Source organism: Microvenator marinus, from assembly GCF_007993755.1.
Classification (GTDB): domain Bacteria; phylum Myxococcota_A; class Bradymonadia; order Bradymonadales; family Bradymonadaceae; genus Allomicrovenator; species Allomicrovenator marinus.
In genome coordinates, this window is record NZ_CP042467.1 from 3695086 (window position 1) to 3716956 (window position 21871).

Below are 21871 nucleotides of genomic sequence, written 5' to 3' on the forward strand. Positions count from 1 at the left end.
CTAGGCTAAAGGCATGTCGGAGAACTTGCCAGATTCGCCTATCACATACCCGCCAGCAATCGAGGGGGAAGGTGCGTTTGATTGGTTGACGACCGAATCTATGGACGAGCTGAACCCTCTCGAACTCTCGAGCGTGGCGTCGAAACTCGTTGAGATGGTGCGCGTGCAGGAGTCTAGGTTGCGCGCGATCTCCGAGATCGGACTCGCCCTGAGCTCCACGCTAGACCTCGATGAGTTGCTCGTAACCATCATGGAGAAGATCACGGAGCTGATGGGCGCGGAACGCTCAACTCTCTTTCTCTTGGACACCGAGACTAACGAGCTCTGGAGCAAGATTTCTCAAGGTGTGGAGAACGCCGAGATCCGTGTCAAAGTGGGCGAAGGTATCGCTGGATTTGTGGCTGAGACTGGCCATTCGATGAATATCCCGGACGCGTATGCTGAGCCTCGTTTCAGTTCAAACCACGATGCGCAAAGCGGCTTTAAGACCCGCAATATGCTCTGCCAGCCGATTCGAAACCGTGAAGAGCGGATTATCGGCGTGGTCCAGGTCCTGAATTCGCGGCACGAGGAGTTCTCCGCCGAAGATGAGCGCCTACTGAGTGTGCTCGCAAGCCAGGCCGCGATTGCGATCGAGAACTCGCGTCTCTATCAGGATATGTTCGAGAAGAATCAGGCTCTGGTGCAAATGACCGAGCGTCTCGAGCATAAAGTGGCGGAGCTCGATCTCCTCTACGATCTGGAGCAGAAACTCAGCCGCGTTGATAATCTGCAGGCTATGGTGAGTACGATCACCAAAGAGACGGCAGAAGTCCTCGAGGCTAATGGGGCTGCGCTCGTGCTCGATGAAGCCGAGCACCTCACCTACTACATAAACGAGAAAGATCACGCGGGTTGGGAGCTCAAAACTCGGTATGAGTTCAAGGGCCAAGGCCTCTCCGATCGTGTTATCACCACGGGTGCTCCGTTTCTTTGCAACTCGGGCGATTGTGCGGTGCCCGGTACATCCGGGGTGTTTGGATTTCAGATTCATAACGTGATCGCGGTGCCGCTCGTGGGCCAAGACCAGAAGGTCATCGGTGCCATGAAGGTCTTCAATCGGACTGAGCCTTTTGGCCTCGATGACCTCAAGTGGGTCACGATGATCGCGAACCGAATTGCGGCAGCGCTCTTGCGCCGGCGCCAGGAAGACGAGCTGCATAAGAGTGCGCGCCTTGCGACGGTGGGCCAGATGTTGAGCGGCGTGATTCACGACCTCAAGAACCCGTTCGCGATAATCAATGGGTATGTGCAGCTGATGGTGCGCGCTGAGGACCGCACAAAACGCGACGAGTTCGCGAAGATTATCGCGCGGCAATTTGACCATTTGAACCAGATGACCGGTGAGCTCTTGAACTTCTCGAAGGGTGAGTCGCATTTCAGTGCGAGAGACGTGTGTGTCGCGCGCGTTTTTGAAGAAATTGAGATGCTCTTGGCCAAGGAGCTCGCCCAGCGAAACGTGCGCCTTGTGATTCGTTGCCACTACCAGGGCCAGGCTCGTCTGGATGATGGCAAGCTCAAACGCGCGGTGCTCAACCTCGGCAGAAACGCCGCGGATGCCATGCCGGATGGGGGTGATTTTGTGATCGATGTGCGTGTGGACGAGTCCAAGGATGAGCTCGTGATGCGCTTTAGAGACACCGGCAAAGGCATCCCGGAAGCCGTGCGCGACACCCTCTTTGAACCCTTTGTCACCAAAGGAAAAGATCACGGTACCGGGCTAGGTTTGGCCATCGTGAAACAAATTGTGGACGTCCACCATGGAACAATCGAGTTCGAGAGCACTCTAAATCAGGGTACGACGTTCATCGTCAGGATTCCGAGGATGGCGTCTGAGTTGTTGATCGAGGAAGATTCATGATTCGTTTGGTGCTGGTCGCATTGTTGGTTCTTGGTGGATGCAAATCTGAGGAGAAGGTCGAGGATACGCAACCTGTGAAGGTTGCGACGCCTGAGCCCAAGCCAGAGCCGCCGAAGGTGGACCCGAAACTTGGGGACCCAGACGATCCGGGGACTTCTGAACAGCTCGACCTCTTAGCCGTCGCTAAGGGGCATTTCTTGGAAAAGCGCGACGCGGAGGCGCGCGCTACTTTTGAGAAATTGGTCAAAACTGGGCCCGTCTCGGCCGCGCGTGTGACGGCGTACGTGGCGCTCGGTCAGTTGTATCGCGAGTCCGGTGAAGAGGCGAAAGCCCGCAAACTCTACGAGGAGTTGTTGGCGTTGGCGCCCGATGTGCCCGAGGGGCACTTTATGTACGGCCGCGTGTTGGCTGAAATGTCTGAGACGACGCTGGCTATCAAGGCCTATGAGACCACGATTCGTCTGCAACCCGACTATCTGCAGGCGTATGTTGAGCTCGGCGGGATTTACGCGAGCGCGGGCCGAAACGAAAAGGCCGGCGAGACCTTTTTGGCGTATGAGGAACGCGTTTATGCGTTGGCCAAACGCCTTGAGTCCAAGGATACACCTGCTGAAGAGCGTCTTCGCGTATTGGATATCTTCTCGTTCATTGAGGATGAGCGCGCGAATAAGGCCATCATCGTGGCGCTCAAGGATCCCGAGCCCCAGATTCGCGAGCAGGCCGTTGGGCTTGCAGAGGAGTTCGGAATAAAGGAGGCCTTGCCCACCCTTAAGACCTTGAGCGAAGACGACCCCGAGCTTCGTGTACGTATGGCGGCGCGCGGCGCTTTGGACCGAATGTAAGCCCAGACATCAGGACAAGAGATGCATGTCCATAAACTATTGATATTGCTCCTAACTGGCTTGATACTTGGCACGTCATGTGCCGGCACACAACGTGCCGGAGAGCCGGTTCAAGGCGTTCCTCAAGAGCGGATGGACCTGGACCCAATGCTCATCAAAGCCGGTTATGGACCAGACGCCGTCTTGGATTCCAGCGAAGTCTTCAACCGCGCGTACGAGGCCTTCTCGGCGCGCGACTACGAAGAAGCCGTGGCCAATTACGAAGTCATCATCAAGTACTTTGAGGAGAGCCGATTCTATCTGCCCTCGCTCTACAACGCCGGCCTTTCATACGAACGCCTGTCCCGCTGGGAGGATGCGGCAACCAAGTACACCCAAATCATCGAGAAGTTTCCCGAAGAACCCGACGCCAAAGACGCCTACTACCGGCTCGCCCAGGCCCACGAGGAGCTCGGCAATTTTGAAGAAGTTGTAGAGCTGATGACGGTCATCTTGTTGAGGCCCGAGTTGACCACGTTTGACCGCATCGAGGCGCATGTCCGGCGCTCAAAGGCGCTCATGGAAACAGGTTCGCTGGACGAAGCCGCTGACGGCTTTCGCTCCGTGCTGAACATCAACGAAGACGCCCCTGCCGACCAGCGCCTGCAGCCGAATTCGCATTATCTGGTTCAGGCGTATTTTGGCATCGGCGAAGTCTATCACCGGAAGGTCCTGCAGATTCCACTCGTACTGCCACCGGAGCGCATGGGTGCTGATCTTCAAGAGAAGGCTGACCTCTTCATGCGGTCTCAGAGCCATTACATCAAAGCCCTGAGTTTTCATCATCCACAATGGTCTATGGCCGCAGGCTATATGATTGGAAAACTCTACGAAGACTTCTATGCCGATATCTTTCAGTCCGAAATCCCTGATGACCTGACTCAGGAGCATATCGCGCTCTACTTCGATGAGCTGCGAAAGACCCTGAGGCCGCTTATGGAACGCGCGATTCAGGTCTATGAGAAGAATCTCTCGCTCTCGAGGCGCCTCCCGACCGCTCAAGACGACAACCCCTGGGTCATCAGCACCAACCAACAACTCGAGCGACTCAAGCTCTACCTGAATGACCCCATCACGCAGAAACGTGCCGAGCGTTTTGTGCTCAAGGGGCGCTCCGTCAAGGATATGTGGGAACCCGTTCTGGTTGCACAGGATTCGGTAGATCAAGCGCTTTCGCGAAGCAAAACTTCCAATCAAAATGAAATGAAAATGCCTTAGTACCGTCTTCTATAGTAGTGAAGTGTCAACGTGGGCTGAGTCCGCGTTTGCGATTCCTGACTTAGAGGCGAGACGTGTCAGAAGAGCATGACCAAGACGAGGGGATGCGTACCGAGGCGCCAGCCACCAGGCGAGTGCAGGTGGTCTCGTGGGTGTTGAGTGCCTTGTTGCACGGAGCGTTCATGAGCGTGGCTTTTCTCACGCCTCATACGGAGTCGGAGTTTGACGTTGAGTGGATGACCGAGTTCGAGAGCCTTGAGCGTATAGGTCACGGGGATTTTAAGGAGATCGTGATCGAGGAACGTGGTGTGGGCGAAGAACCTGAGCCTGAACCAGAACCCGAGCCTGAGCCAGAACCGGAACCTGAGCCAGAGCCAGAACCACCAAAGGAAGAGCCAAGACCCAAACCCAAATCGAAGCCAAAACCGAAGCCCGAACCTGAAGAGCTCGCATCTGTAGCCGAGCCAAAGCCACAGCCTCAACCAGAAGATTCTGAGCCAACACAGAAGCCTTCGGAGAAGTTCAAACGTTCCGGCCCCTCAGACCTGCCGGATATCAAGGGTTATGGGCCAGGGAACGCCGTGTACACCGCGTTAGTTCGCAACGACCGGATTCGCGGGACGCCTTTGCAAGAGGTGGTTACCCATATCTTGAAGCTGGTACCGGACTATCGCATCGCCTTGGACAACACCGACATCGACCCGGTTCAGGACTTGGACTCTATGTTTATGGCCTCGGCGAGGCCGCAGTACATTCAGCACACGTTTCTCGCTGTGCGCCACAGGATGAGCGACAAGGACATGCAGGAACGGCTGGCCCGGCGATTCGGGGATGGCCTTGCGTGGAGCGAATACAATGGGATTCCGATTCGAGACCTGATTCCAGAGAACGAGCACTATCAAGATCCGCGAAAAATCCTGCTTCGCCCAGGCATGGCGGTGCTTACACGCCCTGAGTTTTTGGGCGAGTTGACCCGAAATCTCCCCAAAGACTCAGATGCTCGGCTCTCCGAAGGGCGCGCTACCTTGTTGGATTCGATCGCTCAGATTGAGGATGCGGCAGACCCGAAGACTCTGGCGTTGGTGAGTGCGATGGATATCCGCGTCTTCATCCCTGGCCTTGGGCCGCGTACCTTTGAAGGGATCGCGCTCTCGGTGGCTGACGTGAACAATCCCCATATCAAGATCGACCTGAAATTCCCCAAGGAAACGGATGCCACGGGCTTTGCGGATGCATGTCCAGACCTCAAACGCCGAATGATTTCCGGTCAGAAAAACTTCATGGTTCGAAACATGATCTCTAATTATCTGGAGCGCGTGACGTGTGTTGCCAACGAGACGTACGTCACGGTTGAGGCAACGTATACAGCGGAGGAGATCCGCAGTGTTCTTGGGTTTGCGTCCATGGTGGTCCCGCAACCCATGGTTCTATCCAAGCTGCCAAAACCACCGCCGTTGCCGGCGGCTGCAGAGTCAGACCCCGCGGATGCAGGGTCTGACGACCTTGGGAGCGATGAGACAATCACATCTGAATGATGATGACCCCTCTTTCGGACTCGGTTTCCTCTTCCTCCTGCGCCACCGGCTCATCTGGCCAATAGGGCATATGAAGGGGAAGTTCGAGGTATGGGCGCTCTTCTTTTTCAAGCTCAGCGCGGCGTAAACGTTCAAGTTCTTCTTTGACTACGAAATCGTACAGCATATGGCCTCCTTTGGGCCGAGCGACCGTCTGGCCGATTCTATTGTTTAGATGTGCAGATCCAGTGCCAATATTCATTTTTTGTCTAAGAAAATCATGATCTTCAAGGATTTCGGTACTTTGTGTCTTCTTTTTGGCCGTTAAATTCCGCTTTTCAACCGTCATAAGTTCACCAAAAACCGTCACTCTCCTGACATCTATGTCATTCTGTTGTAGTAAAGTCGGACCTCGAAATTGCTCCGAGCATCCAAGCCAGGCACCTGGAGATTGGAACGAAAAACGCCATAGAAAGGATCTAATTCATGAAGATGCCGACACAGGAAGAACCTCTGGTTGTGGTTGGGGCCGGGCTCGCTGGCTCGCTCCTCTCGCTCTATCTGGCGCGCCGCGGCTACGAGACGGCCGTCTACGAAAGCCGCGCCGATAGCCGCGAAGCCGGCTTTGTGGGCGGGCGCTCTATCAACTTGGCGCTCTCAACCCGCGGTCTGACGGCACTGGCGCGCGTAGGTATGCACGAGCGAGTCTTGCGCGAATGTATCCCGATGCACGGCCGAATGATTCATGATCTCGCGGGCAACACGCAGCTTCAACCCTATGGAAAGCCCGGGCAATTCATCAACTCGGTCTCTAGGCAGTCGCTCAACGAAATCCTCATGGATGCTGCGGATGAGCACGATCATATCCACTTCAAATTCGAGCGAAAGCTCAAGGATTTGGAGCTCGAAGACGGCACCCCGGTCTTTGATCATAAGGGCGAAACCGAACGCGTACCCACACGCTTTCTATTCGGTGCTGACGGCGCCTACTCGGCAGTGCGTCAGGCGATGATGCGCTCGGGGCGCTTTGATTTTTCGCAGAGTTATCTGAGTCACGGCTACAAAGAGCTCCACATTCCGCCGGCGTCCGATGGCGGCTGGCAGCTCTACAAGAACGCCCTTCATATCTGGCCACGGCGCGACTTCATGTTGATCGCGCTGCCGAACCTGGACGGCTCCTTCACCGTCACGCTCTTCCTCGCCTGGAAGGGCGAAGGCACGAGCTTTGAGGCGCTTGAGACTACTGAAGATGTGGAGCATTTCTTCCAGACGCACTTCCCCGATGCTCGCGCATTGATGCCCGACCTCGCGAACGATTTCTTCGAGAATCCGACAGGGTCCCTTGTGACTATTCGGTGCGCGCCCTACCACAGTGCGGACCAGGTTCTTCTGGTTGGGGATGCGGCGCACGCGGTGGTCCCGTTTTACGGGCAGGGCATGAACGCTGCGTTTGAAGACTGCCGCATTCTCGACGAGATGTTGGAGATGTATGCGCCGGACTGGGGACTATTGGCACAGGCGTTCTCGAAATCGCGCAAACCCAACGCCGACGCCATCGCAGACCTCGCGCTCTACAATTATTTGGAGATGCGCTCGAAGGTCGCCGATCCCCTCTTCCTGGCCAAGAAACGCGCCGATACGGCGCTGCATGACGTCTTGGACGATGGCTGGATGCCGCTCTATTCCATGGTGACCTTCTCCAATATCCCGTACGCCGAGGTAGTTGAGCGTGCTCAGCGCCAGGACCAGATCTTGAAGATCGGGGCCACAGCAGTGGCGGCGAGCGTTGCGGCCGGATTAGCATTTGCGCTCTCGCGCAGATGAGGTAGGTTCTTGCCATAGTTGTGGTTTTTTGGAGCTCGTGGCACGGAGAGCGCGTGAGGGATAGACACGGGACACTCGGGGTGGCGGCCCTTTTCTTGGCTACTATTTTTGTGGGCGGCGATGCGCACGCGCAGAAGTGGGCAGACTTCCCGGACTTGAGATCTGCACAACACGTGGGCGTGGAGCGCGTCAGCGACGGCAAGAGATACGACGACCTGCGTGATTGTATGCGTGGTCAGCGCTCGCAAGTTGGTGCGGACTATTACGCTACGCTTGTGGGCGTGACCCACGAATCCGGCCGCGCGACACGGCAAAACACCGATGCAACCGACTACGCAAAGGCGCAGTTTGAGGCGTGGAAACTCAAGGACAAAGATATTCTTTTCGCGGTCGGCCTCAGGAATCGCGCGTTCGGTGTGCATATCGGGCAGAAATGGGCCGACCTTGGACTCACGCCTGAACTCCTGAGTACTACCGCCGAGCTCACACAATTTGCGCCAGCGTTTACGCGCCGAAACTACGATTGGGCGCTTTGTTCTTTGGCTCAGGCCATAGACGTCAAGCTGGTGCAGTTGACGCGCGAAAAGGAGGCCGCCGAAAAGGCCCTTGAAACACGCGTCTCAGCGAGCGAAGAAGAGCTCACGAAGGTCAAGAGCCGGCTTGATATCGCGCCCGAATCATCCACCGTACGCACGGGTTTTGAGGAGCGGCACACCAAAATAGCCGAGACGTTTGAGCGCGCAAAATCAAGCCAGGAGTCGAAGCCTGTCATCGCCCTAAAAATCCTCGATGAGGTGGATAAAGAGCTCGCCGAACTCGATGACGAAATCGACGTTTACGGTAAAAAGATCGCGCGCCTTAATCCACTCTTGAACGAGATCGAAGGCCTCGCAAAGGCGCTCCAGGAGCGCGCCGACGCAGATTGGGACGAGCCTAAACAGGCGCTCTCAAGGCTCGATGAATGCCGTGTGAAGGCAGAGGCCTTGCGCACCGATTTGACGGGCGAGCTCGAAGAAATTCGGGCGTGTCTCGCCGCCGCGGAAGTCTTGGCAGCGCGCGGTGAAGTCCGGCATTCCTACAAGGCGCGAACCATTCCATTCTTGCTCTTCCTTGCGCTTCTGGCGGTGATCGCCGCCGTGCTTCTGGTGGTCGCGCTGGTAAGGCGGCGCTTTGCGGGCCACCTGGATTCTCAAATCCAGACCTGGGGCGTGGAGCTTTCACATGCGGAGCAATGGCTTGAGAAGTTGCGGGCGGACTATCCCTACTTCTTCGAGACTAAGAGTACAGATTGGCAGGGGGCGAGCGCTGAGGTTGGTAAAGAGGCGTCTGATGCCTTGAATTTGGCTTATTTCCTTATCGGAAAGGGTCAGGAGTGGCGAAGTCAGGCCAAGGGATTACTTCGTGGAGGTCCGCTCTCATTGATGCAGATCGACCGAGGTTTGGGACTACTCTCCAATACCAAAGCTGAGATTCAGCCTGGGGATCCCGTACGTGAGTCGCCCCTACAAACCGTGATGACCACGGCCTATTCTGAGCCCGCTCGGCGAGTGCTCGCCGACCTTGAAAACGCGTTGTTGCGGGCACAGGCCATGCTCTTTGAGAGCGGCGAAAGTGTGGCGCTTGGGCAGAGGCTGAGGCAAGAGGGTTCGCAAAAGATTTTGGCTCTGCAGAGCGGACTTGAGCGGCGCAAAGAATTTGGGCTGGGCGCGCCGCACCTTGAGGCCGAGCTCGGGGCTCTGGCTCAGAAATTCCAAACCTTTGCCACCCGACTTGAGGCGGATCCTCTGAGTGCGAAGGGGGCCGGATCTACCGCGCTATTTGAGGAGATCGAGCGACTTCAGGGCATGATCCAGGACGGAAATCTCGCCGTCGAGCGCCTCGCGCACGTGGAAGCACAGGTCGCCGCTGTGGATGAAATGATCGCGGCATTGAAGCACCGCGGGTTTAGCCTAAAGGAGCCCGAGTTTGATGCGGACGCAGAGCGTGCGCGCCTCGTCTCGCTGGCCGGTCGTGCGCGGGCTGCCTTTGGCGCGGGCAAGGAGAAGGAAGGCCAAGTCTTGGTGGACAACGCACAAGGCGCCTTGGAGTCGCTCACGGCTACCCTTCAGGACGTTCAGCGCGCCCCTGAGTATATCCAGAAGATGAGCGCGAGGCTCGAGGAGCTTCGCGAGCATATCAAGGCGGATTACCTGAACTTGCGGATTAATGCGCGCAATGAAGAAGAGGCTCTCAACGAGCTGAACCACCTTCAGAGCCAGGTCCTGCGCCACGCGTCGGATTTGAGTCAAATCGCGCGGCTCGCTGAGGCGCAGCGCTACGTGCAGGCGTTGCAGAAGCTCGACGGCGTTATCAAGACCTACGTTCAGGCCATCGAGCTCATCAACTCGATGTCGTCCAAGCCTCAGTCGACGCTCCATGGGCTCGTTCAAAAAAGCTGAGCCTCAACCATTAAGCCCTGAATTTCGCCCGTTCATACGTTTTCGGTTCCTTCCGAAGCGCAAATGCATCGTTTTGTGTGACGCAAATTGTAGGAAGACCTATGCAAGCACAGCCAATTCGAAGCATTGAAATGAATGATGAGCGCCCCACAAGCCGTATCTCCGGCTTCTTCAAGATGAGCCAGGAGGAGCGTTACAGGGCCCTGATCGACGCTCAGATTCTAACCGAGGAAGACGTCGAGTACCTTCGGCCAAGCGGTGAAATCGGTTTTGATACCGCCAATCACATGATTGAGAACGCGATTGGTGTGCTTGAGCTTCCGCTCGGACTCGGGCTGAACTTTCTGATCGATGGCAAAGACTACGTGGTGCCGATGGCTGTTGAAGAGCCGAGCGTGATTGCGGCAGTGAGCCATATTGCCAAGCTTGCAAGACCCTCTGGCGGATTCAAAACCGAGTACTCGGGCTCACGAATGATCGGGCAGATCCAGGTAGTTGGCGCTTCGGATTGGGATGCAACTTCGGCGGCGATCCTTGAGAACAAGGCGCGCCTGCTCGCGGTCGCAAACGAGTTTGAGCCAGGCATGGTGGCTCGCGGTGGCGGTGCCAAAGATATTCGCGTTCGCCTGATCGAAGAGGGCAAATATCAGTCGATGCTCATTGTGCACCTTGTGATCGATACCTGCGATGCGATGGGCGCGAACATGATCAACACCATGGCTGAAGGTGTTGCGCAAGAGATTGAGAAACTCACGGATGGGCGCATCCTGCTGAGGATCTTGTCGAACCTTTGCGATGAGCGTGTGGCCGTGGCCAGATGCCGCATTCCATTTTCTGAGCTCGGCTGGCGAGGCTTCAGCGGCGAGGACGTGGCGAAGGGAATCGAGCTCGCGAGCCAGTTCGCGGAGGTAGATCCTTATCGTGCGACGACGCATAACAAAGGCATCATGAACGGCATCAGCTCGGTGTGTATTGCGAGCGGCAACGACTGGCGCGCCGTAGAGTCGGGCGCCCATGCCTTCGCCGCGCGTTCAGGTCAGTATAGCCCGCTCGCCGTGTGGTGGGTTGAAGACGGGCATCTTGTGGGCGAAATCGAAGTCCCCCTGGCGGTAGGAACGGTTGGTGGGCCGATTCGTTTCCATCCCACAGTCCAGCTCGTGCACCGAATCCTGAGAGTCGAGTCTGCTGGTGAGCTCGCCCGCGTGATGGCAGCCGTGGGGCTCGCACAGAATATGGCGGCGCTCAAGGCGCTCGCCACGGAAGGCATCCAGCGCGGCCATATGTCCCTGCACGCACGTAGTGTGGCGGCCACCGCTGGTGCGTTGGAAGACGAGATCGACGACGTAGTTAAGCACCTGCTCAAATGCCAGGACATCAAGGTAGACCGCGCCCGCCGCATCCTCTTCGAGCTCAGAAACTCGCAGCTCTGAGTATCCATCTAACGCTCAGTATTTCTGGGGACTTTCAGGTGCGGCATAATGCGTGCCGAACCTCCTTTGGTTGAGTTTGTGGCAACAACCATTTGACAAGTGGTTTTTCACCTGTCACTTTGAAAGCTCAACAACACCCGGGAGGAGGGTAACCATGCAAAAAAACTCTTATTTTTCATCGCCGCACTTTCTAGCACCATGATCTTCGCGACCGAATCATGGGCCGATTGTACCGGCCCGTTGGGGGATGGTTATGACGATTGTGTTGCGTTTGGTCTCAACGACGCACCAAGATTCTCCGCGTCAGCGATTTGCGACTATCGCGAGGCGATCGGAATGACATCATCGTGGGACTCGGTGGCGGGACTGCTAACGATCACCATTGACCCGAACTCGGGCGACGGAATTCCTGCTGTGCGGCACCCTCTTCATGACGGAGAATGGGCCAAGCTCACTGATTACCTTGATGCCTTCTACGGGTTGGCGTTAGGCGAAGGCTGTGCTGATGATGTGAACTTGCAGAGACCTAATGAGTGTGGTCCCTTCCCTTTTCAATTCGTCATCACGGACACCCTGGTCTGGATTGATTCCAATGGCATTTCTCAATATCAAGACCTGAATCCGTTTTGGGGCGCGTTGGCCAGTCCTGATGGGATCATAGATATCCAAGACACGGGAATCTATGACCTGATCAGCGCACGGCTCAACCAGTGCGACACTAAATCGGTCAGTGCGGGAGGTGATACATTCGAGGTCAGACAGTGTTCTTACTACACTGAGGCAGAGCAGGTAGAAATGGTTGAGGGGGTATGCGAGCCAAACAAACCGCACTTCATTTCGTGGCACAATGCCTCCACGCGATACGAGTACTTTAAGTGAAGGTAATCATCGATACCATCATTTCACTTGAAGTCATCATGAACTTTAAGTGAAGTCTGAGGCGTACTGGGTTTCTTGGAGAGTTTAGTTAAGTCAGGCTACCATTGCCTGACACGAAAAGTCAGCTTCATATTCTGCAGGGGAAAGGTATCCCAGTGATTCCATGATTCGGTGGTGGTTGAACCAGTGCACCCAGTTCATCGTCGCCTTTTCCACATCCTGTACGTTTGTCCACTTCCTGTTTCTGTGGTGGATGACCTCCGCCTTGTAGAGTCCGTTGATCGTTTCCGCGAGAGCATTGTCGTAGCTATCGCCCACACTTCCAACCGATGCCTGGATCCCGGCGTCTTCGAGGCGGGCGCTGTATTTCACGCAGAGGTATTGGACCCCACGGTCGCTATGGTGAATGAGGCCCTTTGGTCTGCGGTCAAATAGTGCCTGCTCCAATGCGTCCACTGCGATGTCGCTGGTTAGGGAGGTTGAAACACGCCACCCGACAATTCGCCTCGAAAACACGTCAGTGACAAATGCCACGTAAACATGACCTGAGGCGATTTTCACATAGGTCAAATCCGCAACCCATAGCCGGTTTTTGGCTTCGGCGTTGAAGTTGCGCTGTACCAGATCTTTGGGGCACTCGGCTTTGGATCGCACAGTAGTGCGCACCCTGCGGCACCGAGTCACGCCTCTCAGCCCAGCCCGTTTCATCAGGCGCTCAACCGTACAGCGAGCCAAATCTTTGTGCTGTCTCGTCAATGTACGCCAGACTTTTCGGGCGCCGTATATCCCATCACTCGCGTCATAAACGCGTTGTATTTCCGCCATCAAACGCTCGTCGCTGAGGTCGCGCTTGGACTTCTCCTGGCTACGCTTTACATGCCAGTAATATGTCGATGGGGCGATTCGCAAGACCTTGCAAATTGGCTCGACCCCATAGGTTTCGCGGTGTGCGTTGATAAACATCACCGCTTCTTTGATGGGCGGTCGCGCTCCGCCTGTGCGAAAAACGCGGATGCCAACCTGAGAATCTCGTTGGTGCGCTTGAGCTCTTTGTTTTCACGCTCCAAAAGCCTGATCCGCTCCTCGTCGGACAACGGCGCCTTGCTATTCTCTTCGGCTTGTTGAATCCACTTCTGCAGCGTTTGAGGCACGCATCCAATCTTCGTGGCCACCGACGTGATAGCGGCCCACTCGGATTTGTGGTCAGCACGTGTCTCACGAACAAGCCGCACTGCACGCTCTCGTACTTCTGGGGAAAATTTGTTTCTTGGGTTTGTCATCGTTTGATTCTCTCATTTATAAGAGTCTCCAACAATCCCGGTACGATTCAGTCTTTGACTTACAACGGAGGTCTATTATGAGAACAATTTCATTTGTACTATTCATCATCTTTCTTTCAATCAACTTCGTCACAGGATGTGGCGACGATGGCGAGCCTGATTCCGACAAGGATACAATGGCTAACCACCACACTTACAACGGCCAGTGCGCAAGGATGATTGCTGGAGAACTCGTCTTCTGGCCTTACAATGGCTACGACTGTATGTCAGAAGAAGCTTGGGCCGATGGTCTAGAAGCGGCCTGTGAGCAGAAGTGTCCGGGTCAGCAGTGCGACCAGCCACTCACTTGCGAATCAGGAGCTAGGTCGTTCTGCGACGTTGAAAGTGGCAAGTATGCCTGCCTTGGTTTCGGCACTAAGAACCCCGACACTCCCTTTGTGTGTGTCGATGTCAAATGCGAAGACAGGGCGAACCAATGAGGTCTAACAAAACGTTGTAGCTGATGGATTCAGTCTCACCATCTCTCTCGTTATTCTTTCGAGTAAGGGAGACGGCTTGAACGAGACCACCTTGACTCCAGTGAGTCGGAGGCTGGCGTTTCTCAGCGATTGAGACAGCCTTGTCAAGCTCGTGGAGCACCTCGGACGAGTACTGACTCAGTGATGTGCTCCAATCATACGAGAACACGAAGTGGAATACGCTTCAAACGAATTTTGACTACACCTCCGGCACGGGAGTCTTCCGAAGGCTGCTGATCAAGGCTGATTCAGCTATCCTTGAGAACGACTATTTTACCTCTTACGGTGGATACGTAGATTCTCATGTCGAAGTCAAACATGATACTCCACCTTTTGGGATCAGCAGGGATCGTCGTATGGGTGTGTGTGGTGCGAGTCGAGTAGAAAAAGGAGGTCCTGGGGCCGTTTATCCAGAGACATTCACTGGGAGCGCACCAAATTGCTTCCGTTGAAATGGTCTTGTTTGATCGTGGCATTCAGCGTGGCTGCATGTGCCGATATTGCAAATGAGCAAGAATCCGATCTTGGCTCGGTTGACGTGGGGCAACCGGCCGAGATTGGGCTGGATATGCCTCCGGGTCTAGACACAGACTTGGCGGATTCCGGCTTGGAAGATTTTGTTCCACCGCCATTTTGTGACTCCGCTGCGGCGCCCATACCCGCCGTGCACGTGGATGAACCTTTTGCATATCCCCCTTACGTGGCCTTTACCCGAGACGTAGCGAGCTCGGATGGGCTTGAAAGGTGGATGGAAGGGCTGGGAGGCTTCTCAACCAACTACATCAGTGTATTGGGGGATGAGGGCACCCAGCAAGGTCTCAAAGGTATGTGGCTTCCGTACGGGAGCGACCTGCACTTTCGGCTTGGGGACCATTTTCCCTATGAGGATTCTGAGATCGTTCCCGAGTACCTGGCAGTTACGGTCTTGGTAGACCATAAGAGCGTTGAGGCTGACTACGAATGGGAGTGGAAAGGGCGCGACTACGCGGTGCAATCCTTCTTCATGTCGGTTCCCCACCAAACCACACAAGTTCTGGATGTGAAGATCCCCGCCTCAGCGTTTCCAGAGGCCCGCTCTTATGACGTCGTTGTGCTCTTCTTCAAGCCAAACGCAATGGTGTCTCAAATGGTGCAGATGTTTCGTATGACCCTCTATTACGGGGGTTTCGATGTGCCCGAGCACCCTTGTTTTCCTCTCGCAGAAAAACCGGAGTTAACGCCCGAAGAAAAGGCGTATGAGCAGCGTTCTGACTGGTTGAGTCTCCGTAATCGCATCTCGATCTTCAAGGAGCATCCAAAAGAAAGTACGAAGCGAGACTCGGTGTTCGAAGTGGAAGAGGACGCGACCAGTGTGGAGATGAATATGCTCTTCCGTGGTACTTCGAGAGAAAACTTCGTACACGAACACGTTCCAATGAAGATCGTGACCTTCGTGGACTATGTGGCTCAAGAGGAGGCCATGCTGATTGCTCTGCCTCAAGAAACCCGCGAGTTTGTTCACCGCGATACGATAGAGATCCCTCTTAATCCCGGGCCTGAGACCGTGGTGTGGCTCGTGGGTATATACAACCCATGGAACCCCGCTGTGAGCTGGGACAATAGAATCAACCCGGACTTTCCATCACTCTATTGGGCGTACCGTAGTAATCGCCTAATCTTCCGGCGGCCCGCAGATTGACAGGCTCTAGTACGTGATTCTGTACTAATTCACTTTTTCGATCTTGATCTTGCGGGGCGTTGCCTTCTTGTATTCCTTCATCTCCTCCATCTCCGAAGCCCGCTTCTGGATGTAGGCCTCGCCGTCCATCTCAAACTCGACATGGACTTCGTGGGGCATTTCTTTGGAGACTTCGAGGGAGACGGGATCTAAGTCTTTGTAGCGAAGCTCCCAGGTCTCGGGACCAATGACCTTGGCTCTGGTGGGAGTTTGGTAGCGGACTACGCCATCCACGAGCACATCTGCAGGTGTTGGGTACGAGGTGATGGTGACCCAGTGTTCGTACTCAGTTTGAGTTCCTGAAGGTGCCACACCTTGCGTGCCGAACCAGATGCCGGCTGCCAGTCCGATAATGGCGAGCGTGAGTAAAATGCCTTTCCACATGTCGAATCCTTGAGCTAACGCTCGTCAAACGCCCTGAACACGGGCTCTAGCCCTTCTACCACCCTTGCGAACCGATCCCAATCCAGCGTGTCAGGTGTGTCGCCTGACGTGTGGTAGTTGTCATTCCTGAAGAATGCCGTGTCCGTCACCATAAGCGCTGGAATCCCAACTTGCCAGTACGACCACTGGTCGGAAAACCCGATGGCGCGGATAAAGCCCGGCCCCGCGAATCCGTACGCCGGAAAATCCACCGAATCGCGGAAGACGCCGGTGCTAAACGTCACGATATCCCTGTAAGACATCGAGCCCACGAACGCGATGAAGTCCCCGCGGTCAGGGTAGAAGGAGTCGAGGGGTGGCGGATAGTTTTGCGTGTTTGGCGCGGTATCGTAGTAGCCGAGCATCTCCAGCGAGAACATGCCGATAGCCTTGATGTTGGGGTCATTAGCAAGCGACTTTGCGTGTACGAGGCTCCCCATGCCCTCGGTCTGAAAGTAGGGCGGCTCTTCGTTGGCGTAGAAGACAAAGAGAAGGTTCTTGGCCGCAGGTTTGTCCTTGAAGACTCTCGCGAGCTCCAGCCCACCCGCCACTCCCGAGGCGTTGTCGTCGGCACCGGGTGTGCTGGCGTATGTGTCGTAATGGGCGCCGATGACCAACGTGTCCTTGGTTTTGGCGGTGCCCGGAATTATTGCGATTACGTTAAACGCGTCTCCACGTTCGGTGGGTACGGCTTGGCGTGTACTTTCCAAGCCGAGCCCGGCAAGTCGGGCTTCGATGAACGCCACGCTCGACTCGTATTCATCGGGCTTTGAGTAGTTTCGGCGCAGTTGAGTCAGCGAGAGCACGTCGCGCTCAAGCCGTTTTTGCAGCTCGATGGTGTTTTTGGCTGGAAGCTCTCCTTCGTATGGCGTGCCAGGCATGGTGGTGCACCAGTAGAGGAAAAGCCAAAAGCTCAAGCCGATGACGAGCAAGGATACTGTGAGCAGAATGAGGACGTTCTTAATCTTAGCCATGGTAACCGTAGACATTTGGAGGATTTCAATAGTAGAGTCCGCCGCGTTTGACTGGCATCGGAGCATACGATGGGTAAATACTGGAGTCCTGTAAAGAAATTGTCGTCGTGGAGAAAGATTTCGGTGGGCATGTGGGCCCCACCTGATGACCCCACGATCTACGGCTACGAAACCCTCATCGTCGATAAGGCCTTGCAGTACATCAAGGAAGTAGAGGAGGCCAGTGGCGTAAAGCTCACCATGACCTCGTTTATTGTCCTTGTCATGGCTCAGGCGATGGCTCAAGACCCGGTGCTCAACGTGATGGTGGTCAACGGCCGGATCCAGAAGCGAAATACGCTCGACGCCTTCTGCCAGGTCATGATTCCCGGTGACGGCCAAGCGGACCTTTCCGGCGTGCAGATTCGGTCGGTTGACGAGCTCAATCTCGTTGAGATTAACGAGGCTCTTAAGGGGCGAGCCAAGAAGGTGCGTGCGGGCGAGGACCAAGGGCTTGAGCGCCAGAAGAAGATGATCGATCGCGTGCCACCGTGGTTGATTCGAAAGATGGTTCAATTGGTGGACTTCCTGACCTTCAACGTGCCCATAGACCTCGATGGGCTTGGCGTTCGCAGCGATCCATTCGGAAGCTTCATGGTGTCCAGTGTTGCATCGTTTGATATTCGACTTGGTTTTGCACCTCTGGTTCCTGCAAGCCGCACACCTCTTGTGGCGCTGCCTGGTGCTATCTTTGACCGACCGATGGTTGTGGACGGGGAGATCAAGGCCTGCAAAGTGATGCAAATGGGATGCACATTTGATCACCGGTGTTATGACGGCTATCAGATCGGCGTCATCGTTCGCTTCATCCGAGGTAGCGTCGAGAATCCTTATGAGTATTTCCCGCATCCATCGACCTTCGCCAAAGCGAAGGCCGGGCGTGTGGATGACTCGTCTGATGATATGGAACCCGCATTGGAGCGCGAAGAAGCGCCAGCCGAAGCTTAATCGGCCAAAGGCCTTGGAGTCGATATGTCTGGATATGTAGTTGCAGTGGCAGGTGGTACGGGAGCGGTGGGACGCGAAATCCTGAATACGCTTGAGCGTCGGGATTTTCCGGTTCGTGAACTTCGAATCTTGGCGTCGGCGCGCTCCGCCGGCTCGAGCATTGAGTTCAAGGGCGAAAAGGTCGTTGTTGAGGACCTGGAAAAAGCGCAGTTCCAAGGCGTGGACTTCGTGCTTTCGTCGCCAGGGGGCGCGGTGAGCAAGATTCATAGCCCGCGAATGGCCGAGCAAGGCGCGGTGGTCATCGACAACACCAGCGCATTCCGCATGGACCCGACGGTGCCGCTCGTGGTCCCCGAGGTCAATCCCGAGGCTGCGCTCACGCATCAGGGCATCATTGCGAACCCAAATTGCAGCACGATCCAGATGGTGGTGGCGCTCAATCCTTTGCACCGCGCGGCAGGCATCAAACGCGTGGTCGTGTCTACGTACCAGTCGGTCTCGGGCGCTGGCCAGACGGGGATCTGGGAGCTCTGGAACGGAGTCAAGGCGCGCGTGGCCGGCGAGTCCGAGCCCGAGCCGAGCACCTTTCCGCACCCGATCGCATTCGAGGTCATTCCGCAAATCGATAAGTTCGACCCGAGCGGATACACCAAAGAAGAACTCAAGATGGTCTATGAGACCCGAAAAATCATGGGAATCGAGACGATGGACGTCTCCGCGACCTGTGTGCGCGTGCCTGTGATGCGTGGCCACTCGGAGTCCATCACCGTGGATTTTGATAGGCCGCTGAGCGCAAAACAAGCTCAGGAAATACTTGGGGCCGCTCCCGGGGTTACATTGGCCGACTCCCCTGAGGAATCCGTTTACCCGCTGGCTCGTCATGCCGAAGGCACAGACACCACGTGGGTCGGCCGGATTCGTCAGGATATTTCGAGACCTCAGACCCTGCATATGTGGGTGGTCTCGGATAACCTCCTGAAAGGTGCCGCACTAAACGCCGTTCAGATCGCAGAACTATTGATCAAGCGCTGAGAGCAAAGATGAGACAAATTGTTTTTTGGATGATGATGGGTGTTGGTTTCAGTGCGTCTGCGCTTGAGCCCACGACAACCGCCCTCGTAGACGAGCTCACGCTCAGCGTCCCAAGTACCTTCCTCGCCGAGGAAAACACTGCCTACGTTGGGATTACCGAGTGCGAGCGTATGTTGGCCGCCGGAAGTGAGGTGAATATCACGTTCGGCACCACCATCGACCCATCGGAGGAGTCTGGCACGCAGCGGCGACTTGAGGCCGGCTATCTCTTCGAGGTGCCGCGGGGTTCAACGACACCGGTCAACTGCCCTTCGGGGTGCACCACGCTTGACGAAGACACGCAGGTGGTGCTGACCACCGAGCTCGTCCGATTGTTGATGCCCTTCAAAGATATGGTGGGTATCGCGAGCGCCGATGAGTGCGATGGATTTGATTCTGAGTTCTTCTTGCGCGCGTCCTTGCGCGAGGCCTCCGTAACCGACACGGAGCTCGTGACGGCAGACGCGCGGATCATCGTGGATACCGTGCGCCCAAGCCCTCCGGCGAATTTTGATATCACCGTGACCGAAGACCGAATCGATGCCTCGTGGGAACTCTCCGATTCCGAAGACGTGGGTCAATACGGAATCTACTACAGCACCACGCCTTTTGATGGCGGCGTGGTTCCGGGATCTGGTTTGGGTTCTGAGTTTGTGACTGCCGCGGGTGGCCGAACCTCCGCGAGCTTTGTGGTCAGCACGCCCGCCGGCTCCACGGTCTACGTGGCTATGGTGGCCGTGGATGAGACGGGAAATGAGAGTATTTTAAGCGCTGTTCAAAGCTCTCAGGCTATCGAGACGATCGATTTTTGGGAGTCCTACAAGGCCGCCGGTGGCGCTGAAGAAGGTGGATGCTCCACCGGTGCTGGGACTCTTGGCTTGTTGAGCCTTCTGGCTCTCTTTGGTTTTCGGCGTCGTCGTTTCTCCGCGCCGCTCGCTGCTGCCGCAATCGCTGCACCACTTCTTCTTGCTGCACCGAGTGCGCACGCAGAGTCCGATATCAACGGGATCTTTGAACTCAAGCTCGGGGGCATGTACCCAGCGATCGATGAAGAAGTATCGGGCACGCCGTTCCAAGACGTCTTTGGTACGGGCAATCTCTGGTACCTCGAGATGGAAGCCGGGTTCTATATCTGGCAGGGCTTCGGAAAGCTGGGCGTCTCCTATGCGCTTGGATATTCGAGCGTGACAGGAAATGCGGTGGCTGCAGACGGCTCGGAGATCTCAGATGAGACGAGCTTCAGCATGTTGCCGAACCGACTTTCATTACTCTACCGCTTTGATGTGCTGGCTACGCGCTACTTTATCCCGCTCGTACCAGCTGCAAAGGTCGGCCTCGACTACTACCTCTGGTGGTCTGAAGGACCAGACGGCGAGAATTCAGTGGCTGGTGGCGCTGAGGCGTTTGGCGGTAAATGGGGATATCACGGCTCCTTAGGACTGCACCTCTTGCTCGATGTCATCGACTCCTCAAGTGCCGCAGTATTTGACCATAATTGGGGCGTAAACAATTCGTATCTCTTTGCGGAGTACGTCTTTGCCCAGGTCGACGATTTTGGCGGCGCTGGGCTGAATTTGAGCGACGACTACTTCATGTTCGGTCTCAACTTCGAATTCTAAGTCATGACCTCACTTCTTTGGACGGAAAATTCTTGGGTCTCGGGCTCGCCTCAGGGCTATCCGGACGGCCAGATTGCATGGGTTCCGGGATTTGTGAACGCGCATTCCCACGCGTTTCAACACGCCATGCGCGCCCGCGCCGAGTACGCTACGCCTGGCGGAGACGACTTCTGGACCTGGCGAAACGCGATGTACGAGCTGGCCCTTAGCCTTGGGCCCGAAGAGCTCTATCAGGTGAGTAAAGACGCGTTTAGCGAGATGCGTCAGGCTGGAATCGTGCATGTTGGGGAGTTTCACTACGTGCATCACGCGCAAGATGGGAGCCGCTACGCGGACCCTAACGAGCTTGCGCACCAGGTGATTCGCGCCGCACAAGATGCTGGCATTGGGATTACGCTCTTGTTGGTGGCGTATCATCGCGCAGGCTTTGGGCGCGCCGCAGAGCCCCACCAGCGCCGTTTTATCGAACCTACCTTGGAGGGCTACCTTTCGCGCGTCGAAGCGCTTCTGGAGCGATATAAGGGCGCCGACGGCGTCAATATTGGAGTCGCACCCCATAGTATTCGTGCGGTGCCGGCCGAGTGGCTCTCGGGTATTCGAGATTTTGCAGTCGAGCACGGGATTCCCCTTCATATTCATGCCAATGAGCAGGTGCGTGAGATTGAGGAGAGCAAGGCAGAGTACGGCAAACCTCCGGTCTTGGTCTTTGATGAACTCGGGCTCTTTGAGGCGCATACCACTCTGGTTCATGCCACCCATCTGAGCGTGGAAGAGCTCGATGTTTTGGGCCGCGCAAAACCTGTGATTTGTGCGTGCCCAACCACCGAAAGAAATCTCGGAGATGGCTTCTTGCCCGCACTGGAACTCGTGAAGCGCGACGTCCCTATCTGTATCGGCTCGGATAGTCATACTCAGGTCGACTTCATCGAGGAGATGCGAATTATCGAGTACCACGAACGTCTGCGCTACCAACGGCGAAACGTCTTGGCGCAGGTGTACTCGGAGCGCGTAGGTGGTCCCGTGGAGACTGGCGATGTGCTATTGCCCATGAGCTCCAAGAATGGCGCTCTATCTTTGGGGCTAGATTCAGTGGATTGGATCGGCTTTGATTTGGAACACCCGGCATTGAAAGGGTGGACTGAGCAGACGCTGAGTTCGCATTTGGTCCTTTGTACAAGCGGGCTTCGTCCGGCTTAGG

General features: G+C 55.8%; 18 protein-coding genes and 1 other annotated feature. Of the genes, 14 read left to right on the forward strand and 4 right to left on the reverse strand.

Going from position 1 to position 21871, the window contains the following annotated elements; genetic code table 11:
• Positions 1 to 13 precede the first annotated feature (13 nt).
• The 4 genes from FRD01_RS15140 (at position 14) to FRD01_RS15155 (ending at position 5534) form a co-directional block, all read left to right on the forward strand.
• Complete coding sequence (locus tag FRD01_RS15140) at positions 14 to 1900, forward strand: GAF domain-containing protein (protein WP_146961059.1); 1887 nt, start codon at positions 14 to 16, stop codon at positions 1898 to 1900.
• Entirely contained in the window at positions 1897 to 2742 is an 846-nt protein-coding gene (locus FRD01_RS15145; protein WP_146961061.1) for a tetratricopeptide repeat protein, read from the forward strand. Before FRD01_RS15140 ends, FRD01_RS15145 begins: the two co-directional genes overlap by 4 nt.
• Before the next feature lie 21 nt (positions 2743 to 2763).
• The gene (locus FRD01_RS15150; RefSeq protein WP_146961063.1) at positions 2764 to 3999 is read left to right on the forward strand and encodes a tetratricopeptide repeat protein; all 1236 of its coding nucleotides are present in this window, start codon (positions 2764 to 2766) and stop codon (positions 3997 to 3999) included.
• A gap of 74 nt (positions 4000 to 4073) precedes the next feature.
• Positions 4074 to 5534, forward strand: coding sequence for a hypothetical protein (locus FRD01_RS15155; RefSeq protein ID WP_146961065.1), 1461 nt, complete (start codon positions 4074 to 4076; stop codon positions 5532 to 5534).
• On the opposite strand, the gene FRD01_RS15160 is transcribed toward FRD01_RS15155, so the two are convergent.
• Positions 5521 to 5862: a hypothetical protein gene (locus FRD01_RS15160; protein ID WP_146961067.1), complete on the reverse strand. Its 342-nt coding sequence runs from the start codon at positions 5860 to 5862 to the stop codon at positions 5521 to 5523. The genes FRD01_RS15155 and FRD01_RS15160 overlap by 14 nt on opposite strands.
• A 137-nt stretch (positions 5863 to 5999) precedes the next feature.
• On the opposite strand from FRD01_RS15160, the gene FRD01_RS15165 reads away from it, so the two are divergent.
• The 4 genes from FRD01_RS15165 to FRD01_RS15180 all read left to right on the forward strand — a co-directional run bounded on the left by FRD01_RS15165 (position 6000) and on the right by FRD01_RS15180 (position 12084).
• Positions 6000 to 7337: an FAD-dependent oxidoreductase gene (locus FRD01_RS15165; RefSeq protein WP_146961069.1), complete on the forward strand. Its 1338-nt coding sequence runs from the start codon at positions 6000 to 6002 to the stop codon at positions 7335 to 7337.
• A gap of 53 nt (positions 7338 to 7390) precedes the next feature.
• Positions 7391 to 9775, forward strand: a complete 2385-nt coding sequence (locus FRD01_RS15170; RefSeq protein ID WP_146961071.1) for a TPM domain-containing protein — start codon at positions 7391 to 7393, stop codon at positions 9773 to 9775.
• A 101-nt stretch (positions 9776 to 9876) separates the two neighbouring features.
• The gene (locus FRD01_RS15175) at positions 9877 to 11205 is read left to right on the forward strand and encodes a hydroxymethylglutaryl-CoA reductase, degradative (RefSeq protein WP_249755655.1); all 1329 of its coding nucleotides are present in this window, start codon (positions 9877 to 9879) and stop codon (positions 11203 to 11205) included.
• A 198-nt stretch (positions 11206 to 11403) separates the two neighbouring features.
• A complete protein-coding gene (locus FRD01_RS15180) occupies positions 11404 to 12084 on the forward strand; it encodes a hypothetical protein (protein WP_146961073.1) in 681 nt (226 codons plus the stop codon).
• 93 nt (positions 12085 to 12177) lie between these two features.
• Here FRD01_RS15180 and FRD01_RS15185 read toward each other — a convergent pair.
• A protein-coding gene (locus FRD01_RS15185) for an IS3 family transposase (protein WP_430700837.1) occupies positions 12178 to 13364 on the reverse strand; the annotation gives its coding sequence in 2 pieces (ribosomal slippage) (positions 12178 to 13085 and positions 13085 to 13364; 1188 coding nt in all).
• Positions 12979 to 13095: a sequence feature (AL1L pseudoknot), on the reverse strand. (Overlaps the previous gene by 117 nt.)
• Positions 13365 to 13441: 77 nt before the next feature.
• Between FRD01_RS15185 and FRD01_RS15190 the strand changes: the two genes are divergently transcribed.
• Both FRD01_RS15190 and FRD01_RS15195 read left to right on the forward strand, forming a co-directional pair.
• Complete coding sequence (locus FRD01_RS15190) at positions 13442 to 13843, forward strand: hypothetical protein (RefSeq protein ID WP_146961077.1); 402 nt, start codon at positions 13442 to 13444, stop codon at positions 13841 to 13843.
• Between the two features lie 478 nt (positions 13844 to 14321).
• A complete protein-coding gene (locus FRD01_RS15195) occupies positions 14322 to 15560 on the forward strand; it encodes a hypothetical protein (protein ID WP_146961079.1) in 1239 nt (412 codons plus the stop codon).
• Between the two features lie 24 nt (positions 15561 to 15584).
• Here FRD01_RS15195 and FRD01_RS15200 read toward each other — a convergent pair whose 3' ends face one another.
• Both FRD01_RS15200 and FRD01_RS15205 read right to left on the reverse strand, forming a co-directional pair.
• Complete coding sequence (locus FRD01_RS15200; protein WP_146961081.1) at positions 15585 to 15983, reverse strand: hypothetical protein; 399 nt, start codon at positions 15981 to 15983, stop codon at positions 15585 to 15587.
• Between the two features lie 14 nt (positions 15984 to 15997).
• On the reverse strand, positions 15998 to 17011 hold the full coding sequence (locus FRD01_RS15205; protein WP_249755656.1) for a M28 family peptidase: 1014 nt from the start codon (positions 17009 to 17011) through the stop codon (positions 15998 to 16000).
• 54 nt (positions 17012 to 17065) lie between these two features.
• Between FRD01_RS15205 and FRD01_RS15210 the strand changes: the two genes are divergently transcribed.
• Genes FRD01_RS15210 through FRD01_RS15225 form a run of 4 tightly spaced genes read left to right on the forward strand, consistent with a single transcriptional unit; the run spans position 17066 to position 21870 of the window.
• Positions 17066 to 17983, forward strand: a complete 918-nt coding sequence (locus tag FRD01_RS15210; protein ID WP_146961085.1) for a 2-oxo acid dehydrogenase subunit E2 — start codon at positions 17066 to 17068, stop codon at positions 17981 to 17983.
• 24 nt (positions 17984 to 18007) lie between these two features.
• Entirely contained in the window at positions 18008 to 19015 is a 1008-nt protein-coding gene (locus FRD01_RS15215; RefSeq protein WP_146961087.1) for an aspartate-semialdehyde dehydrogenase, read from the forward strand.
• 8 nt (positions 19016 to 19023) lie between these two features.
• Entirely contained in the window at positions 19024 to 20673 is a 1650-nt protein-coding gene (locus tag FRD01_RS15220) for an MXAN_2562 family outer membrane beta-barrel protein (RefSeq protein ID WP_146961089.1), read from the forward strand.
• Positions 20674 to 20676: 3 nt separating this feature from the next.
• Entirely contained in the window at positions 20677 to 21870 is a 1194-nt protein-coding gene (locus FRD01_RS15225) for a formimidoylglutamate deiminase (protein WP_146961096.1), read from the forward strand.
• Position 21871: the final 1 nt, after the last annotated feature.

Coding starts and splice junctions, on each gene's coding strand:
- FRD01_RS15140 (WP_146961059.1), top strand. CDS start 14: ATGTCGGAGAACTTGCCAGATTCGCCTATCACATACCCGCCAGCAATC.
- FRD01_RS15225 (WP_146961096.1), top strand. CDS start 20,677: ATGACCTCACTTCTTTGGACGGAAAATTCTTGGGTCTCGGGCTCGCCT.
- FRD01_RS15150 (WP_146961063.1), top strand. CDS start 2,764: ATGCATGTCCATAAACTATTGATATTGCTCCTAACTGGCTTGATACTT.
- FRD01_RS15200 (WP_146961081.1), bottom strand. CDS start 15,983: ATGTGGAAAGGCATTTTACTCACGCTCGCCATTATCGGACTGGCAGCC.
- FRD01_RS15160 (WP_146961067.1), bottom strand. CDS start 5,862: ATGACGGTTGAAAAGCGGAATTTAACGGCCAAAAAGAAGACACAAAGT.
- FRD01_RS15210 (WP_146961085.1), top strand. CDS start 17,066: ATGGGTAAATACTGGAGTCCTGTAAAGAAATTGTCGTCGTGGAGAAAG.
- FRD01_RS15145 (WP_146961061.1), top strand. CDS start 1,897: ATGATTCGTTTGGTGCTGGTCGCATTGTTGGTTCTTGGTGGATGCAAA.
- FRD01_RS15180 (WP_146961073.1), top strand. CDS start 11,404: ATGATCTTCGCGACCGAATCATGGGCCGATTGTACCGGCCCGTTGGGG.
- FRD01_RS15165 (WP_146961069.1), top strand. CDS start 6,000: ATGAAGATGCCGACACAGGAAGAACCTCTGGTTGTGGTTGGGGCCGGG.
- FRD01_RS15215 (WP_146961087.1), top strand. CDS start 18,008: ATGTCTGGATATGTAGTTGCAGTGGCAGGTGGTACGGGAGCGGTGGGA.
- FRD01_RS15205 (WP_249755656.1), bottom strand. CDS start 17,011: ATGTCTACGGTTACCATGGCTAAGATTAAGAACGTCCTCATTCTGCTC.
- FRD01_RS15220 (WP_146961089.1), top strand. CDS start 19,024: ATGAGACAAATTGTTTTTTGGATGATGATGGGTGTTGGTTTCAGTGCG.
- FRD01_RS15175 (WP_249755655.1), top strand. CDS start 9,877: ATGCAAGCACAGCCAATTCGAAGCATTGAAATGAATGATGAGCGCCCC.
- FRD01_RS15190 (WP_146961077.1), top strand. CDS start 13,442: ATGAGAACAATTTCATTTGTACTATTCATCATCTTTCTTTCAATCAAC.